Genomic DNA, 18,404 nt, shown 5'->3' on the forward strand with positions numbered 1-18,404 from the left:
AACGGCGCCGCCCCAGGACCATGGCAGCGAGGGTCAGGAACATTGCTCGACACGGGCTTATTGGCAGGCACGGAACCGTGCTAGCAAAGCCGTGACCAGCGAAAGCAACAAAAGGGCGGTTTGGCCGTTCTGATCAGCCGCATGAGCGGCGGGGCATCCGAAGACATGACTACGCCGCAAATTCTGTCGTTCGCCGTTATCTTCATAATGATGGCGGCGCTCGTATGGGGTCGGTATCGATATGATCTGGTTGCAGCCGCGGCACTGTTGTCCGCACTCGCGGTTGGCATCGTGCCTTTTGACGAGGCCTTCAGCGGGTTCAGCGACGATATCGTGGTCATTGTCGGCAGTGCCCTGCTGGTTAGCGCAGGCATCGCACGCTCGGGCATCATGGAAGTCGCCATCAGGCGTTTCGCTCCGAACCTGACGGGCGTTCGCTCGCAACTGGCGCTGCTGGTGATCGTGGTCACGATCCTGTCTGCCTTTGTGAAGAATATCGGCGCGCTCGCGATCATGATCCCGATAGCCTTCCAGTTCGCGCGCCGGTCGAGCGTTTCACCGTCGATATTCCTGATGCCCATGGCGTTCGGGTCACTGCTCGGTGGACTCATGACGCAGGTGGGAACATCTCCCAATGTCGTGGTGTCGCGGGTGCGGGAGGAACTGACCGGCACCGCCTTCACAATGTTCGATTTTACACCTGTTGGAGCCGCCCTGGCCGCCGCCGGAACGATCTTCCTGGTGTTTTTCTATTGGCTGTTGCCGGTGCGCGAAAAGCTGGGCGGGTCGGTGAATGAAGCCATCGATATCAAGAATTACCTGACAGAGGCCCGGATTGTCCGCGATTCCACTGTGCTCGGGAAAACCGTCGCAGACCTCATGAAGCTCTCCGGCGGCGATGCTATCGTGACATCGATCCTGCGCAACCGGACCATGCGGATGACGCCACTGCCCGACGTTGTCCTCAAGATGAACGACATTCTGCTGCTCGAGGGCGACCCAGGGGCGCTGGATCGCCTCGTCTCCCAGGGCAAACTCAGCGTTACGGGCAGCAGGGCCAGCGGGGATGACACGACCGGCGAGTTGGTCGCTATCGAAGCCGTCATCGGTGAAAACTCCCCGTTGATCGGCTGGACAGCCCAGCGCCTTGCCCTCTATCACCGCTTCAACGTCAACCTCCTGGCTGTCAGCCGTCACGGCGAGCGCCCCGACCGCAGGCTGGCCGAAATCCAGCTAAGGCTGGGCGACGTCATCGTGCTTCAGGGCAATGCAGCGACGATACCCGAGATACTGCGTGAACTCGGCTGCCTGCCGCTGGCAGAAAGGGCTATCCTGCTTGGCAGCGTCCGCAAAGGTGTTGTGCCGGTAACCATCCTTGCTCTCGCCATGGTGGCGACTGCTTTCGGGCTGCTCCCGGTCTCCGTCGCTTTCTTTACGGCCGCGGTCGGGATGGTGCTTTTCAAGGTCATCCCGGTCCGCGACGTCTACCAATCGCTGGACGGGCCAATCCTCGTCATGCTCGCCGTTCTCATTCCAGTGAGCGATTCGCTACGCAGTACAGGGGCGACCGGCGTCATTGCCGGCGAGCTTGCCAAACTGGGGACCATCCTTCCGGCGCCCGGCGCATTGATGCTCATCCTTGTCGCCGCCATGGCCGTTACGCCATTCCTCAACAATGCCGCCACCGTTCTGGTCATGGCGCCCATCGCCGCCGCGTTTGCCGGCGATCTCGGCTACAGGCCGGAAGCATTCCTGATGGCAGTCGCCATTGGCGCCGGCTGCGATTTTCTCACCCCGATCGGCCACCAGTGCAACACGCTCGTCATGGGGCCGGGCGGCTACCGTTTCAGCGACTATCCACGCCTGGGACTGCCGCTATCGTTCCTCGTCGTCATTGTGGCCGTGCCGATGCTCATGATCGTTTGGCCAATGAACTGATATCGATGGACGGATCAATCCGGCTCGAACTTTCGCCGGCCGGCGAAAACTGTCGCATCAATAACGTGCTCAACTGTCGCATTATCAAACGGCTGCTACACATGTGTCCGGAACGGACCCTGTGAGCGATGGCTGGGGTTCCTGGATGCTTTTCGAACTTTTTGTCTCGCACCTCCAGCCGAATTGCGAGCGTTTGTGAAAGAGATCAGGATACCTGAACACGCTATGGGACAAGCTTGATTGGCGCGTTAGCTCTCTAGATCCCCTCAGCGGTTCACGACAGAGAGGTCCACTTGGGCTGTCGCGTTTGCCAGTTCTCGGGGTTCGAGCCGGAAGACCGCTACATCGCGAGGCTTACTATGGAAGAGGCGTTCTTCTACTATCGGCGACGTGCGGATTATTCGAAAATTTTCCAATTATAGCGATAAAAGGTTGGGTCGATTGCTTGGATGCCCGAAGTCGTCATCGAACATCCTTGGTGTACATCTTATGTATGCTCCTCGCCATCCTCAAAAGAGGCCGAGTGTTTGCAGCAGGCTTTCGAATGTGACCTTGGGTTTCTTATCTGTTTGCCTATCCGGGTACGTATAGTCTTCGGACGACTGCTTGCGTATGTTGCTCGGGCTATAGCCGAACTGCTGCGTGAAAGCTCGACTGAAATTCGCCGCTGAATCAAAGCCGACTGCTAGACCAACTTCGGCGACCTTTCGGGTGTCGGAAGGATCCGCTAACATTGCATGAGCTGCGGATAGACGTCGTCGACGAATGTAATTCGCAACGCCGCCGGACGTTTCGAAAAGCTCATAGAGCCGTGTCCTCGAGGTCGCCAGTTGCCGGGCGAGAGCATCCGGTGTCAGGTCGGGCGAGGCAAGATTGCTCGAAATGAAGCGTCTCGCCCGCGTCATCAATCCGATTTGTGAGATCTGATCGTTGCCGTCATCGCGATCCACCAATGGTGTAACCGCGTCGAATACCATTTGCCGCAAACGGTCCTTGATTCTAGGAAGGTCGTCTTGCGTGAAGCGATCGAGATTGGCTTCAACGCTTGACATAAGATCGATCAGCAGTTTGGCCCGGTGTCCACCCAAAACGACGTTGTTGCTCGCCGCCGGCAAGCTACCTCCATCGGCAAACAGATCGACGGGAACGATCAGGCTGATCGACTCTGTTGCCAGCGCCCGCCCGCTAAACGGATGCCCGAGCGAGCGGATTTCAATCATGCCCGGTTCATTTTGCGCGACACGTCCGTCAACTCCGGTCCAGGTGCGACCGGCGCGGAGAACGGTGATCTGCCAATGGTCGATTGGACTGAACCGGACCGCGTCTGGCGAGCGTTCGTAACTGAAGGCCGGAACGGTTTGTTGCAACAAAAGCATGCCGCCCAGATTCCACACCGCCTGCTGGACGACAAATCCATCCTCGGGATTCGCATTGTTCGGCAGACGCGAATCCATCAATATCGCCATATGCTTCCGCCAGGCAGCAAACTGCTGGATTGGTGGAAGGATTTCCGTCTCAAAGCGCAACGACGTCAGGACGGCCTTCCCCACCTCATCCTCACCGAGTGGATCCTGCGACATGCGCGGCCAGCGGCGACGTTCGACAGATGTCGGCTCCCTGTCGTTAGGTGGGACCGTCTTATCCGACATCACTGCCTCCAGCCTCGACCCGGAAGGCCGCGATGTCGCGCTGCTTCAGGAGATATGCCACGGTCATCGCCATGGGGAGGAACTGACCGACCGCATAGACAACATTCCGACCCCCTCACGTCACCTCCGAAGTGTATTGTTTATAAGATAAACAAAATCCTTAGATATATTTAAGGATCCCTACTTGTAGAGCAATTAATTATATCGGGCATCAAGTCAACAAAGCTTAGCCCTTGGCGGCTCGATCCTGAACCGACCATGAATGGGTTTCTTGGCTCGCTTCGAGATAGAGGCTTTTGGCAACATCGATCTCGGCACAGGCAATCGAATCGCTTGAAGCCCACCGTCTCCATCAAAAAACGATGTCTGCGGCGGGTCAGCTGCAAAAATGGACACTGTGAAAAGTTTCCGGATTCCCTGATATCGCAACGTAGGAACCGGGGAGGTATTGGACATCATCAAATTCACTTCAGAAAGAAAACCTGAAGTCTCAGTGCATTCTAGACACATGTCTTCATTTTGGCACTGATGGTTAATGAATGAGGTGTTCCCGTGACTATCGCATTTCAGTCTGCAAAGTTGCAATCTGGTCTTTCTTCGCAACGGAGGGTACTTGTTGCAGGCGGGGCCGGATTTCTCGGATCACATCTGTGCGAACGTCTTTTGCAAGACGGTCATTCTGTTATCTGCGTAGACAATTTTTCCACGGGGCGGCTTGAGAATTTGCGCCACCTCCTGAACTACGACACGTTCAGCTTTGTGCGCCACGATATCGTGGAACGGCTCGATCTGCCGGTCAACGAGATCTACAATCTCGCCTGCCCGGCTTCACCGCCGCACTATCAGGCCGACCCGGTCCATACGTTGAAGACGAACGTGATCGGGTCGCTCAATCTTCTGGAACTGGCAGCACATTACCAGGCGCGGATTTTCCAGGCTTCCACCTCGGAAGTCTACGGCGATCCCCATGTGCATCCGCAGCCCGAAAGCTATTGGGGCAATGTCAATTCCTTCGGTCCGCGCTCTTGTTATGACGAAGGAAAGCGCTCTGCCGAGACGCTGTTCTACGATTTTCATCAGCAATACGGCGTCGACATCCGTATCGTGCGCATCTTCAACACCTATGGTCCGCGCATGCGCCCGGATGACGGCCGGGTCGTTTCCAACTTCATCGTGCAGGCGCTCAAGGGCGAAGACATCACCGTTTACGGCGACGGGTCGCAGACCCGTTCCTTCTGTTACGTGGACGATCTGATCGAAGGCTTCTACCGGCTCATGTACAGCCCTCAGGCGATCCATACGCCTGTCAACATCGGCAATCCCGGCGAATTTACAGTCGGTGAGTTGGCCGAGCAGATCGTGGGAATGACCGGCTCGAGCTCCAAAGTCGTCTATCACCCGTTGCCCGTGGACGATCCGCGCCAGCGTCGGCCCGACATCACAGTGGCCCAGAGAGAACTTGGATGGGAGCCGACCGTGGCGTTGGCCGATGGGCTGAAGTCGACGATCGCTTATTTCGAACGGCAGTTGAGGAAGCCCTCCGGAAATCTGGCGGAGGCCGCCTGATGTCCGGCAAGAACGTACTTGTCGTTGGTGGGGCCGGCTTTATCGGCAGCCATACAGCCAAGCTTTTGGCCAGGCAGAGTTATGATCCGATTGTCTACGACAATCTATCCACGGGTCACCGGTCAGCCGTCCGATGGGGCGCCTTCGTTGAAGGCAACATCCTTGATTCGGAGCGGTTGACCCACGTCATGGATGAGTATCGCCCTATCGGGGTGATCCATTTTGCTGCATCGGCCTATGTCGGCGAATCCGTAGAGAAACCGGCAAAATATTATCAGAACAACGTCAACGGGACCCAATCGCTGCTGGACGCCTGCCAGAGAAGCGGAACGCGCAATATCATCTTCTCGTCAAGCTGCGCCACCTACGGCATTCCGGATCGCTTGCCGATCCGCGAAGGCGAGAGCCAGCGCCCGATCAATCCTTATGGACGCACGAAGCTCATCGCGGAGCAAATGCTTGCCGATTATTCGGCTGCCTATGCGCTGCGCTACGTGGCGCTGCGTTATTTCAATGCGTCCGGCGCGGATATCGACGGGGAAATCGGCGAAACCCACGATCCAGAAACACATCTCATTCCGCGAGCCATGATGGCCGCTGCAGGCAGGATCGATTTTCTCGAAGTCTATGGCCAGGATTACGATACGCCCGACGGCACCTGCATTCGCGACTATATTCATGTCGCGGATCTCGCGCGCGCGCATGTGCTGGCGCTCGAACATCTGATCAACGGCGGTGGCAATCTGGCCGTCAATCTTGGCAGCGGGCGTGGTACATCCATCAAGGAAATTCTCGAAGCGATCAGCCGGCTGACAGGTCGTAACGTGCCGGTCGAGATGCGCGCTCGTCGTGCGGGCGATCCTCCGGTGCTTTATGCCGATCCGGCGCTCGCTGCCGAAAAACTTGGCTTTCAGGCGCTCTATTCCGATCTCGATACGATCATTCGCACAGCGGCTCCCTTCTTCGGGCTCGAGGTGCGCTCATGAGCACGCCGCGCATCGCGCTGTCCGTTGACAGGGAAGAACCCCTGATGGTGCCGGTCTTCACCGGCCGAAAGCGCGTCGAGTACATTATGGGCGCGGTTTTGTGGGCGATGGCCGTCGCATTCTTCTGGCAATGGTGGGTTTTCGGAGCCACCCACACCAACATGGGCGGCTCAATTCTGGTGACGGCGCTTCTGGCGTGGATAACGCTTTTGCCAGTCTACTTCATCACCATTTTCTTCAATGCACGCCGGCCGCACGGACGGCTGCGTATTTCCGCAGGAAGTCGCGTTGCCATGGTGGTCACCAAGGCTCCATCAGAACCTTTTGAGGTGGTGGCCGAAACCTTGCGGGCCATGTTAGCCCAGAACGTGCCTCACGACACGTGGCTGGCCGATGAGGATCCATCGCCCGCAACGCTCGCATGGTGTCGCGAACATGGCGTATTCGTTTCCACCCGCAAAAATCGCGCCGATTACCATCGCCAGTCCTGGCCCCGCCGCACACGCTGCAAGGAAGGCAACCTGGCTTTCTTCTACGATCATTATGGCTACGACCAATATGATTTTGTGTCGCAGCTCGATGCCGATCATGTTCCCGAACCGGACTACCTATATAACATGTTGCGGCCTTTTGCCGACCCGACAATCGGTTATGTTTCCGCGCCCAGCATTTGCGATCGCAATGCACATGAAAGCTGGTCCGCGCGTGGCCGCCTCTACATCGAAGCGAGCATGCATGGGTCACTGCAAGCCGGATACAACAATGGCTTCGCGCCCGTATGCATCGGATCGCACTATGCGGTGCGCACTGCGGCACTGAAGGAAATCGGCGGGCTGGGGCCAGAACTCGCCGAGGATCATTCCACAACGCTCTTCATGAATGCCTATGGCTGGCGAGGGGCTCACGCGCTTGATGCCATCGCCCATGGCGACGGCCCACGGACGTTTGCCGATCTTGTAACGCAGGAGTTCCAGTGGTCGCGGAGCCTGGTGACGATCCTGTTGCAATACTCACCAAAACTGATCGGACGCTTGCCGCTGCGTTTGAAGGTTCAATTTCTATTTTCGCAGTTCTGGTACCCGCTTTACGCCTTCTTTCTTGCTCTGACATTCCTGTTGCCCGTGATCGTGCTGGTCCAGGGCGATAATTTCATCAACGTCACTTACCCAGAGTTTCTGCTCCATTTCATGCCGCAGTCGCTTATGATCCTGCTTTTGGCATTCTGGTGGCGATCGAGTCGCACATTTCGGCCTGTCGACGGTAAGATTTTTAGTTGGGAAGCGATGCTGTTTTTGCTGGCGCGCTGGCCGTGGGTTCTGGCTGGAACCTTTGCCGCGTTCCGTGACTGGATGACCGGATCCTTTGTTGATTTTCGCATCACGCCAAAAGGCACGTCCGAAGTCGATCCGCTACCGTTTCGCGTACTGGCGCCGTATGCCTTCGTTGTCCTGATCTCCGTTCTGCCGGTCGTGTTCGTGCAGGATGCGCATCAAACGCGCGGCTTTTTCGTCTTCGCCATCATCAATGCTTGCTTTTACTTGCTGCTGATTTTCATCATCTTGCTGCAGCATGACAGGGAGAATGACGTGCGGAGGAAAAGCCGCGCCTATCGCCCCGCGCTGGCAAGCAGTTTCATGGCCCTTTTGATGGTTACCAGCTTCGCCACGGTCGAGCGTGGACGCGACGGCATCGAGGCGCTCGCCTGGGGAACCAAAAGCTTTTCCCTGTTCGACGACAGCTTCTCAATTGCCGGGGCAGGCGTCGGTGGTCGCGCTGTTCACAAAACCATCTTCAATCCACGTTGGCGCACCAATACTCCCAGCAATTCAAATCAGCGATAGAAGGCAATCAACACATGAAGATCGCAATCAGATTGGCTTCCGTGTTTCGGCCATCGGTCGCTCAGGTGCGACCCAGCATGACAGTATCCCGGTTGCGCTGCCTCATGCGACCGGACACGCCCATCGAGGACAAACGGCGGGCGCCGCTCATCTCGAGATGGCAGGAGGTTCCGGTGGCACTTTCTAAATCTGAAAGGGCTCTATTGCTGTCAGGTTTCCGGATGCGGATAGCAGTCGCTTGGGCAGTGTCCTGCATTGCTGCACCGGCCTTTGCCTCTTCCTCACAGGTTTCCGTTCTGCCGGATGGGGCACGTCGCATGACAGCAGGCGAAATCTACGATCTCTATAGAGACAAGAGCTGGCAGTGGGACAGCGGAGCCGGACGAATGGTGGGCGCGAACCGGCAATTTTCGGCGTGGACTGACGGTGAGAGGGGCAAATCCTGGGCGGAAGGCCGCTGGATCATCACCGAGACAGGTTGGATGTGTCTCAACGCGACATGGCATTCCGAACAGGGTGTATTTCCCGCCAAGACCTGCTTTTCGCATCGCATCGACAATGGAACGATCTATCAGAAGCGCGAGCCCGGTGGTGAGTGGTATGCGTTCCGTAATGCCGAGGTCCACCAAGACGACGAGGCCAGAAAGCTAGTGTCCACCGATCTGGTTTCCCGTCCACTCGATGCCATCAAAGCCGCGCTTGGTGCGGCACAGCAATCTGAACAGTAAGAAAAGGGAGGGGGCCTTGAAAAGTCTCTTTAAACTATCAGCAGCCTTGCTTTGCAGTGCATGCATTTCCGGTGGTGTCTATGCAGCCAGCGGCGTGTCGGGAGCGAGTGTCGACAGCCGCAATCAGTTTCGGGACAAGCGTCCCATCATCACGGCTGACTCCATAACCCCCGGCGCCTACGATCCGCACGCGGATTATACCGACGATTCCAACTCAAAAATCGAACACCTTTTTCTTCCCTGGGAAGATGTGGATCTGGCAACGCTCAGCGCTGCAGACGCCTATGCGCGTGAGCGTGGACGTTCCCTGTTGATCACGGTCGAGCCGTGGTCCTGGGCGCGGGACTGGCGTGTAGGTCCTGAGGATTTGCTCGCCGGGATTTTGGGCGGGCGCTACGATGCCAATATGTCTGCGGTCTGCTCTGCGGCGGCGCAGCTGAAAAGCCCCGTCACTATCCGCTGGGCGCAGGAAATGGAAGATAATGACGGGCAATTCACCTGGGCTTTCTGGAATGCTGAAGGTTATGTGAACGCCTACAGGCATGTCATCGACATATGCCGCAAGCATCTTCCGTCGGCCCAATACATGTGGTCACCGAAAGGAGAAGAAGGACTGGAAGCCTTCTATCCTGGCGACACGTATGTCGACATTATCGGTCTGTCCGTCTTTGGCTATCAGCCCTATGACAAGTTGGAGGTCGGTCGTGATACGACTTTTGTGGAGCGCACAAAGCCGGGTTATGACCGTGTGACGGGCTTCGGCAAGCCAATCGCCATTGCGGAGCTTGGCTACGAAGGTAACGACGAATATGCTCGTGACTGGGCCGCGGAAGCAAATAAGCCGCATGCCGAGTTCCCGGACATGACAGCCGTTGTCTACTTCAACGATCGTGAAGTCTATCCATGGCCGAGAAATGTCGGCCGGCCCGATTGGCGCGTGGCCAACCATCCGCTGGACTGATCCAAGTCGTTCGACACAGTGGTTCGGCTTTAACCAGATGGCCGAACCGCTCCGTCCCTTTATTTCTATGCGGTTCCAACGCAGGACTTACTCAGTCCTACTGGAATTGCCTTGGTGGAGAGAAGTAAAATGTTTTCGATCCGTTCGATTATCTCAAGTGCGGTGTTGTTTGTGTTCTTGCTTGCAGGCAATGCCTACGCCGCTCCCAAACAACCGGCGGGCGACACTATAGAAAAACGCGCCGCTGCCGCGATGCCGATGAAGGCCTCAGCGGTTGAAAAGCTCTATGCCGGCCGCACCTGGAAATGGCAAAACGGCGGTGGGTTCTATTCTGCGGAGACATCTGCTCGCGGGCTGTTCTCTGCAAATAGGAAGCCGTTCGCCGCTTGGTCGCGCAAACGGGCAGCATGGTCCTATGCGGAGGGAAACTGGTATGCGACCAATGGGGGCAAGCTCTGTATGCGCGCTATCTGGACCAGCAAAGTAGCGAAAGGGAGTCTGGCCAGAAACGGTGCAATCACATGTTTCCTGCACCGTGAAAAACATGGCGTCGTTTATCAGAAGCCTTCCACCGGTGGGAAATGGTATGTCTTTCGTCACAATCCCGCTCGCCGGGACGATGAGGCGCGCAAACTGGTCAAAGGTAATCGGGTAAGCAAAGAAGTTTCGCATCTTAAGGCGAATTCTCGATAACCGCGCAAAAACGGAGCCGCCGCGGCTTCAGGCTCAGGCGCGGCGGCTTCTGTCAAAACCAGGTCCAACATTAAGCGCCCGGCTGATTCGAGACCCTTCGAGTGTAGCAACGCGCTTTCTGACCAAAGCCGCTCGGAGTGCAGACATAGCTGTTGCTGTTCAAGTACCGGGATGCTGATATTTTAACGACCTTGCCTACGGGTTTCTTGTTGTAGCGAACATCGTTGTTAACCCGATATTTGACAAGGTAGACGGACCGTGTCTCTCTCTCTGGCTTACGCAATTCGCCTGCTTGCGCGTTTGCGCCGAGAGCCACGGAAACAGCAAGCCCGATCGCTGCAATCGCCACTCTTCTAAAACGGTTCCGATGCGCAGTAGAAAACGTCATGTGCTAGCCTCCAATGTTTTTGTTCTGGAGTGCGTTGTACCCACAGGACTTTAGGTTCTGGTTTGAATTATCTTGATAAATTTAGACAAAATGTTGCATTCCCCATGCCTCAGGTGGGGCGATTTGACCAAAATGAGGCCGGCGGCGCGTCCGCCGATGGATGCGAAATTCCACTTCGTCTTCTCGTTGCATCGCGGCGCGGGAGGCGCCGGCTGCGATTTTCTCACCCCGATAGGCCACCAGTGCAACACGCTCGTCATGGGGCCTGGCGGCTACCGCTTCAGCGACTATCCACGCCTGGGACTGCCACTGTCGTTCCTCGTCGTCATTGTTGCCGTGCCGATGCTCATGATCGTTTGGCCAATGACCTGATATGCGGCGGACGATCAATCCTGGCGAAACTCGGAGCCCGATGGCAGTTGCGTAGACCGCTCCCGGTCAAGCAATATGCATCGCTCGTGACAAAGGCTTTGTGCTATCGAGGCGGGCATCTACTGGTAACTATCTGGGTCCTTGGCCTTCCCGGCCTGGCAACTAACTTTACTCAGAACAGCCTTACGGTAAGCGCGATTATACACGCGGATAGCCCGCTCGAATTTAGCGGGAGGCGCCAAGTGTTTATCTAGCCCCTCGTTCAAAAGGAGGGGGACAGCCATCATGGCTTTTCCACTTTCGCTTGGTCTCAGCGCCGGGCACCTTTTCAATAGGCCATAGATGTCACCTGAAATTTCTGCAGCCCGATGCAATTTGCCATCTGCCATACGTGCCAAGTAATTGATGTTTTGCTCTAACTGCCCGGCCCAAGCAGTCGATATTGTGAAGCAGATTCCTGCGATGACAGTTACCAAAATGCGGCTCAAACGTTCCCCTCTTCTTGCAGTCAATTCGCCCTACTAATCACGCGTTATCATAGCTTGGCCTGATTCAAAAGCTCACCAATCGGCGCCAGCGGGATTACCACTAAAGCTCAGTTGCGGACCTCGATGGGCGAACAGTTTATTTGGTGGACAAGCTCAAATTGCTCGGCTCATAGCCATTAATTGCATACAAGCACGGAAATTCTGGGTGCTATTTGTCCATCGAAAATGTGAATCGAACTGGAGTTGTTTTGATTCCCGGCGGCCAACACCGTTTCACGCCATGTGCAAGGATCGGAGCAGCCTTCGCCATCGACTCTGAGTGAGGCTCGTAAGCGACCACAGCAACAGTCTGTGCCTTGTCGACTTTATCCAGCGTGACCTCAAAAGTCACTTTGAACGGCGTCGCGATATCGACCGGAATGACTAAGCAGCCTCCAATTTTCTCGCTGAGAAGAGCCTCTAATTCGCTAGCCTGTGCAGTGCCGGTGCAAATAATTAAACCCAATACGACGACTGCACGCATTCTGATCTCCTTTGATCAACGGTAGCTTTAAACTATTAGGCGGAGCAGCGCCGTTCTCTACCGTGTCGCGGACTGGAAAGCGGGAAGGTTTGGGCGACACCACTTAGCGAAATCCATAAGCAGTTCCAGCCTCTCAATGGCGATTTTATCGAGGGCGTTCCCGCTGATCCCGGCGCGGTCGAATGGCACCTAAGCAGGTGACCTAGAGTGCCCTACATCAGGAAATTGAAATCTCTGTAAGTAGCTGATTTTGCTATATAAAATAATGATGGCTGGGGCGCCAGGATTCGAACCTGGGATTGTCGGTACCAAAAACCGATGCCTTACCACTTGGCTACGCCCCAACAGTCAGAACATGCCCGCTGCGCGCGGCCTTATAGGACGAGCCGACGGAAAGCTCAATGCCGAGAATAGCGAGGCGCGGAACTGATCCACCGGTTCCCGCAGCGTTCGCATCATTGTCTGCTGTCGCCTTGAGCCTGTCCAGCGTTCCACCAGTTGCCGGCAGTTTCAGGTAATCGAGTTGTCAGTCACATGGCGTTACCAATTGTTCCTGTTTTGTCTTCTTCAACTGGCCGCCGAGCCGCAAGTCTTTTTGTCATCGCTTTTTCTTAATCGATTGTAGAAGCCGGCTGGCTAGCCGACGGCTTGCCTTTCGCACTGCAGCATCATATCGCTCGTGCAGGGACACGGCGGAACTTCGGCTTCGTCAATCTTTTCAATCTCCTGCAACCGGAGAGCAAGCATGACCAAATGGGTCTACACCTTTGGCGACGGCGCTGCAGAAGGCCGTGCCGGCGACAGGAACCTCCTGGGCGGCAAGGGCGCCAATCTGGCCGAAATGTGCAGCCTGGGACTGCCGGTGCCGCCGGGGTTCACCATCACCACCGAGGTCTGCAACGCCTATTACGCCAACGGCCGCACCTACCCGGCTTCGCTGGAAGCAGATGTCGCGGTCGCACTGGATCATATCGGCCGGCTGACCGGGCGCCGTTTCGGCGATCCCTCAAAACTGCTTTTGGTCTCGGTGCGTTCCGGTGCGCGCGCTTCGATGCCCGGCATGATGGACACCGTGCTCAATCTCGGCCTGAACGACGAGACGGTCGAGGCGCTGGCCGCCGATTCAGGCGACGCCCGCTTTGCCTATGACAGCTACCGGCGTTTCATCCAGATGTATTCCGATGTTGTCATGGGCCTCGACCATGAGGTGTTCGAGGAAATCCTCGAAGACCAGAAGGGCGGGCTCGGCCATGAACTCGATACCGAACTGAGCGCCATCGAATGGCAGGGCGTGATCGCGCTCTACAAGGCCAAGGTCGAGGAGGAACTCGGCAAGCCGTTTCCGCAAGATCCGAACGAGCAGCTCTGGGGCGCGATCGGCGCCGTGTTTTCGAGCTGGATGAACAACCGCGCCATCACCTACCGGCGCCTGCACGACATTCCCGAAAGCTGGGGCACCGCGGTCAACGTCCAGGCCATGGTCTTCGGCAATATGGGCGAGACCTCGGCCACCGGCGTCGCCTTCACCCGCAATCCGTCGACCGGGGAAAAGATGCTCTATGGCGAGTTCCTGGTGAATGCGCAGGGCGAGGATGTCGTCGCCGGCATCCGCACGCCGCAAAACATCACCGAGGCGGCGCGCATTGCCGCCGGCTCCGACAAGCCGTCGCTGCAGAAGCTGATGCCGGAAGCGTTCCAGTCTTTTGTCACCATCTCCGACCGTCTGGAAAAGCACTACCGCGACATGCAGGATCTCGAATTCACCATCGAGCGCGGCAAATTGTGGATGCTGCAGACGAGGTCCGGCAAGCGCACCGCCAAGGCGGCGCTCAAAATCGCCGTCGAGATGGCGCGCGACAAGCTCATTTCAAAGGAGGAGGCGGTCGCCCGCATCGATCCGGCCTCGCTCGACCAGTTGCTGCATCCGACCATCGATCCGAAGGCGGCACGCGATGTCATCGGCATCGGTCTGCCCGCATCTCCGGGGGCAGCCACCGGCGAGATCGTCTTTTCCTCCAACGATGCCGAGGAACTCAAGACGCAAGGCCGCAAGGCGATTCTCGTGCGCATCGAGACCAGTCCCGAGGACATCCACGGCATGCATGCGGCGGAAGGCATCCTGACCACCCGTGGCGGCATGACCAGCCACGCTGCGGTGGTGGCGCGCGGCATGGGCAAGCCTTGTGTGTCGGGCGCCGGCTCGCTGCGCGTCGACTACAGGGCCGGCACCCTGATGGCGATGGGATCGACGTTCCGCAAGGGCGACATCATCACCATCGACGGCGGTAACGGCCAGGTGCTGAAAGGCGCCGTACCAATGCTGCAGCCGGAGCTCTCGGGCGATTTCGCCGCCATCATGGAATGGGCCGATGCCGTGCGCCGCATGAAGGTGCGCACCAACGCCGAAACGCCGCTCGACGCGCGCATGGCGCGTTCCTTCGGCGCCGAAGGCATCGGGCTGTGCCGCACCGAGCACATGTTCTTCGAGGGCGACCGCATCGTTGCCATGCGCGAGATGATCCTGGCCGACACGGAAAAGGGCCGGCGAACGGCGCTCGCAAAACTCTTGCCCATGCAGCGCTCGGATTTCCTCGAATTGTTCGAGATCATGGCCGGCCTGCCGGTGACGATCCGCTTGCTCGATCCGCCGCTGCACGAATTCCTGCCCAAGACCGAGGAAGAGGTGGCCGAAGTCGCCGCCGCCATGAACGTGTCGCCCGACAAGCTCAGGCAGCGCACCGAGGCCCTGCACGAATTCAACCCGATGCTTGGCCATCGCGGCTGCCGGCTTGCGGTTTCCTATCCCGAAATCGCCGAGATGCAGGCGCGCGCCATTTTCGAGGCGGCCGTCGAAGCCGGCAGGAAGGCCGGCGCGCTGGTGGTCCCGGAAATCATGGTGCCGCTGGTCGGTCTGGTGAAGGAGCTCGACTACGTCAAGGTGCGGATCGATGCCGTCGCCAAGAGCGTGATGGAGGAAACCGGCGTCAAGATCACCTATCTCACCGGCACGATGATCGAACTGCCGCGCGCCGCGATCCGCGCCCAAGCCATCGCCGAGGCGGCCGAATTCTTCTCTTTCGGCACCAACGATCTGACCCAGACCACCTTCGGCATCTCACGCGACGATGCGGCCTCGTTCCTGGAGACCTATCGCCAGAAGGGCATCATCGAGCAGGATCCGTTCGTGTCGCTCGACATCGAGGGCGTCGGCGAACTGGTGCGGATGGCGGCCGAAAAAGGCAGGGCAACGCGGCCGGAGATCAAGCTCGGCATCTGCGGCGAGCATGGCGGCGATCCGACGTCGATCCATTTCTGCGAGGAAATCGGCCTCGACTACGTGTCGTGCTCGCCCTACCGCGTGCCGATCGCCAGGCTGGCTGCCGCGCAGGCGGCGGTGCAGGCTGCAAAGAACGGTCGCGGGTAAGGGGGCCGGCATCGGCCATGGCCGTGCCACCGAATGATCGGCGGGACAGGCCGCGAGCCGTCCCTGCTCAGGCTGGCCCTGCTCAGGCTGGCCCTGCTCAGGCTGGTTTGGCTTCGACCGTCACCTTGTTGGGATAGAACGCGCCGTGATCGCGGATTTCGATCATCTCGTCGAAAGGCCGCTCATAGGCCCACATCGCATCCTTGCCTGCTTCCGCGGCAGGCAGCACGCTCCAATAGCTTGCATCGCCCTTGTATGGGCAATGAGTCGACGAGTCCGTCTTGCGAAGCTGGTCGAAATCGATGTCTTCGAATGGAATGTAGAGGATCCCGGGGTAGGGGGATTCGGTCAACACCTTGGCCCTCCTGGACGAGGCAATGACAGCGTCGCCGGCGCGTACGGTCACAGTTCCGCTGTAGGGCTCGATGGTAATGACTTTATCCGGGTTGCGCTGAAAGCCGGGTGACGGATTGGCGATCTGGTCCATGACGGTTCTCCTTGCACGACCTAAAATGTGTAGGGCGTGCCCGCTGTGCAAGGCCGCTGTCGAATGCCGGCTCCATCGCCTTTTGGGGTTGTCCGGATCTCTCGTCAAATCGAGCTTGCCGATGACCGATCAGGGCCGATGACCGATCAGGCGGCAGCCTGAAAGGCGTCCATCAGCCCGGCATAGGCGGCGGCGATACCGGCGACCGGATTGGTGCTTCGCGACGCGGTTTCGACCTTGAGCGCACCACCGCCGGTCGGCAAGGTAAGAAGCAGGAACTGGCGGTTGCCGCCATCGCCGACGCAAGCCGCGGCGACATGCTGGCTTTCGCCTTCATTCTGAACGCACATCTTGAACAGCAGCGTGCCGCCGACCGCCTCAAGGGCGCCGCCGACGACTTCAACGAATTCGTCCTCGGAAACGGTTCTGGCGTCCGGCACCAAATCGGCCAGGCTTTCGGCAAGCGAATCTTCGAGAGCTTTGTCGTCGAGCTGCGCGTCCATGCGAACCTCTTTCATTCGCCAATCACACCCCTACCATTAATCAAAGTTAATGTCGACAATGGCCGGATTGTGGCGGTTTTCCCTGCCTTTTCGAACAATGCGCTGCTTCTGCCCGGTCATGTCTGGACAATCCGCTTGTTCGTCCCACAATGGAGCGAAAACCCATGGGAGGAGAAGTATGCTTGGACTGATGCAGGAATGGCCGCTGCTTTGCCATAAGCTCATCGACAACGCAGCCAGGCAGCACGGCGAACGCGAGATTGTGTCGCGCTCGATCGAGGGCCCGATCGTCCGGACCACTTACGTCGATATTCATCGCCGCGCCTTGCGGGTCGCTGAGCGGCTCGAGCGTGATGGCTTTGGGCTTGGCGACCGCATCGCCACATTGGCCTGGAACACGGCGCGCCACATCGAAGCCTGGTACGGCGTCATGGGTGTCGGCGCGATCTATCACACGCTTAATCCGCGCCTGTTTCCCGAGCAGATCGCCTGGATCATGAACAATGCCGAGGACAAGGCGATCTTCGTCGATCTGACATTCATGCCGCTGCTTGAAAAAATCGCCGACGCGGTCAAATCGCTCAAGCAGGTGATCGTGCTGACCGACAAGGCGCACATGCCGCAGACGGCGCTGCCGAATGCAGTTGCCTATGAGGAATGGCTCGACGAAGCCGACGGCGCCTTCACCTGGAAGACGTTCGATGAAAACACCGCCGCCGGCATGTGCTACACCTCGGGCACGACAGGCGATCCGAAAGGCGTCCTCTACAGCCATCGCTCGAACGTGCTGCACGCCATGATTGCGGCGATGCCCGATGCAATGGGCCTCTCCTCGCGCGACACCATACTGCCGGTTGTGCCGATGTTCCACGCCAACGCCTGGGGCCTTGGCCAGAGCGGCCCGATGATCGGCGCCAAGCTGGTCATGCCTGGCTGCAAGATGGACGGCGCCTCGATCTATGAATTGCTCGACACCGAAAAGGTGACGTTCAGCGCCGCCGTGCCGACAGTGTGGTTGATGCTGCTGCAGTACCTGGAGGAGACCGGCAAGAAACTTCCCTATCTGAACAAGGTCGTTATCGGCGGCTCATCCTGCCCGCGTGCGATCACGGCAAAGTTCCAGGGCAATTACGATGTCGAGGTCATCCATGCATGGGGCATGACCGAAATGTCGCCGCTCGGCACGCTGTGCACCATGAAGCCGGACTATGCCGGGCTTGAGGGCGAAGCCCGGCTCGACGTCCAGGGCAAGCAGGGTTTTCCGCCTTTCGGCGTCGAAATGAAGGTCACCGACGATGACGACAAGGAACTGCCTTGGGACGGCAGGACATTCGGGCGCCTGAAAGTCCGCGGACCGGCCGTCGCGCGTGCCTATTATGGCGGCATCGGATCCGAACAGTTCGATGAAGAAGGCTGGTTCGATACCGGTGATGTCGCCCATATCGACCCAGGCGGCTACATGCAGATCACCGATCGCGCCAAGGACGTCATCAAGTCGGGCGGCGAATGGATCTCGACCATCGAGCTTGAGAATCTCGCGATCGGTCATCCGGATGTGGCGGAGGCGGCCGCCATCGGCATCCAACATTCGAAATGGGGCGAACGGCCGTTGCTTGTCGTCGTCCGCAAGCCGGGCCGGGAGCCGACCAAGACGGATATCCTGGCTTTCATGGACGGCAAAGTGGCGAAGTGGTGGATGCCGGATGACGTCGCCTTCGTCGGCGAGATTCCCCACACCGCTACCGGCAAGATCCAGAAGACAACCTTGCGCCAACAATTCAGGGACTATCGCCTGCCGACGGACTGACTGAGATGACGTCTTTCGCCTTCAAGCCGCCGCTGAACGGCTTAAGCGCC

Annotated in this window: 15 protein-coding genes and 1 tRNA gene; 10 read left to right on the plus strand and 6 right to left on the minus strand. The window is 58.1% G+C overall.

Annotated features, from left to right (window positions below; all coding sequences use genetic code 11):
* The first annotated feature begins 165 nt into the window (after positions 1–165).
* Positions 166–1,938 (plus strand): SLC13 family permease, encoded by a 1,773-nt coding sequence (locus M727_RS0100225; RefSeq protein ID WP_027150961.1) that lies wholly within the window; start codon positions 166–168, stop codon positions 1,936–1,938.
* Between the two features lie 509 nt (positions 1,939–2,447).
* Here M727_RS0100225 and M727_RS0100230 read toward each other — a convergent pair.
* Positions 2,448–3,587 carry a helix-turn-helix domain-containing protein gene (locus tag M727_RS0100230; protein ID WP_245268312.1) on the minus strand — a complete coding sequence of 380 codons (1,140 nt, stop codon included), beginning with the start codon at positions 3,585–3,587 and terminating at the stop codon, positions 2,448–2,450.
* A 552-nt stretch (positions 3,588–4,139) separates the two neighbouring features.
* Here M727_RS0100230 and M727_RS0100240 point away from each other — a divergent pair.
* The 6 genes from M727_RS0100240 to M727_RS0100265 all read left to right on the plus strand — a co-directional run bounded on the left by M727_RS0100240 (position 4,140) and on the right by M727_RS0100265 (position 10,362).
* Positions 4,140–5,153 (plus strand): UDP-glucuronic acid decarboxylase family protein, encoded by a 1,014-nt coding sequence (locus M727_RS0100240; RefSeq protein ID WP_036260979.1) that lies wholly within the window; start codon positions 4,140–4,142, stop codon positions 5,151–5,153.
* Positions 5,153–6,139: a UDP-glucose 4-epimerase GalE gene (gene galE, locus M727_RS0100245; protein WP_023797915.1), complete on the plus strand. Its 987-nt coding sequence runs from the start codon at positions 5,153–5,155 to the stop codon at positions 6,137–6,139. The genes M727_RS0100240 and galE overlap by 1 nt, the downstream gene beginning before the upstream one ends.
* Positions 6,136–7,980, plus strand: coding sequence for a glycosyltransferase family 2 protein (locus M727_RS0100250; RefSeq protein ID WP_051505461.1), 1,845 nt, complete (start codon positions 6,136–6,138; stop codon positions 7,978–7,980). The genes galE and M727_RS0100250 overlap by 4 nt, the downstream gene beginning before the upstream one ends.
* Before the next feature lie 221 nt (positions 7,981–8,201).
* Positions 8,202–8,708, plus strand: coding sequence for a DUF995 domain-containing protein (locus M727_RS0100255; protein ID WP_084646613.1), 507 nt, complete (start codon positions 8,202–8,204; stop codon positions 8,706–8,708).
* Positions 8,709–8,724: 16 nt separating this feature from the next.
* Positions 8,725–9,669: a glycoside hydrolase family 26 protein gene (locus tag M727_RS0100260; protein WP_027150966.1), complete on the plus strand. Its 945-nt coding sequence runs from the start codon at positions 8,725–8,727 to the stop codon at positions 9,667–9,669.
* A gap of 129 nt (positions 9,670–9,798) precedes the next feature.
* Positions 9,799–10,362 (plus strand): DUF995 domain-containing protein, encoded by a 564-nt coding sequence (locus M727_RS0100265; protein ID WP_027150967.1) that lies wholly within the window; start codon positions 9,799–9,801, stop codon positions 10,360–10,362.
* Between the two features lie 70 nt (positions 10,363–10,432).
* Here M727_RS0100265 and M727_RS43945 read toward each other — a convergent pair whose 3' ends face one another.
* Positions 10,433–10,750, minus strand: coding sequence for a hypothetical protein (locus M727_RS43945; RefSeq protein WP_084646569.1), 318 nt, complete (start codon positions 10,748–10,750; stop codon positions 10,433–10,435).
* A gap of 123 nt (positions 10,751–10,873) precedes the next feature.
* Here M727_RS43945 and M727_RS0100270 point away from each other — a divergent pair, with 123 nt between their 5' ends.
* Positions 10,874–11,122, plus strand: coding sequence for a hypothetical protein (locus tag M727_RS0100270; protein ID WP_245268314.1), 249 nt, complete (start codon positions 10,874–10,876; stop codon positions 11,120–11,122).
* A gap of 696 nt (positions 11,123–11,818) precedes the next feature.
* Here the strand turns inward: M727_RS0100270 and M727_RS0100280 are convergent.
* The gene (locus M727_RS0100280) at positions 11,819–12,133 is read right to left on the minus strand and encodes a hypothetical protein (protein ID WP_027150969.1); all 315 of its coding nucleotides are present in this window, start codon (positions 12,131–12,133) and stop codon (positions 11,819–11,821) included.
* Positions 12,134–12,402: 269 nt separating this feature from the next.
* Positions 12,403–12,477 (minus strand) — tRNA-Gln (locus M727_RS0100285).
* A 401-nt stretch (positions 12,478–12,878) separates the two neighbouring features.
* On the opposite strand from M727_RS0100285, the gene ppdK reads away from it, so the two are divergent.
* The gene (gene ppdK, locus M727_RS0100295) at positions 12,879–15,557 is read left to right on the plus strand and encodes a pyruvate, phosphate dikinase (RefSeq protein ID WP_027150970.1); all 2,679 of its coding nucleotides are present in this window, start codon (positions 12,879–12,881) and stop codon (positions 15,555–15,557) included.
* Positions 15,558–15,654: 97 nt separating this feature from the next.
* On the opposite strand, the gene M727_RS0100300 is transcribed toward ppdK, so the two are convergent.
* Both M727_RS0100300 and M727_RS0100305 read right to left on the minus strand, forming a co-directional pair.
* Positions 15,655–16,044, minus strand: coding sequence for a DUF427 domain-containing protein (locus tag M727_RS0100300; RefSeq protein WP_027150971.1), 390 nt, complete (start codon positions 16,042–16,044; stop codon positions 15,655–15,657).
* A gap of 146 nt (positions 16,045–16,190) precedes the next feature.
* Complete coding sequence (locus M727_RS0100305) at positions 16,191–16,547, minus strand: hypothetical protein (protein WP_027150972.1); 357 nt, start codon at positions 16,545–16,547, stop codon at positions 16,191–16,193.
* Positions 16,548–16,725: 178 nt separating this feature from the next.
* On the opposite strand from M727_RS0100305, the gene M727_RS0100310 reads away from it, so the two are divergent.
* Complete coding sequence (locus tag M727_RS0100310) at positions 16,726–18,354, plus strand: fatty-acid--CoA ligase (RefSeq protein ID WP_027150973.1); 1,629 nt, start codon at positions 16,726–16,728, stop codon at positions 18,352–18,354.
* Positions 18,355–18,404: the final 50 nt, after the last annotated feature.

The organism is Mesorhizobium sp. WSM2561, assembly GCF_000513915.1.
Taxonomy (GTDB): Bacteria; Pseudomonadota; Alphaproteobacteria; order Rhizobiales; family Rhizobiaceae; genus Mesorhizobium; species Mesorhizobium muleiense.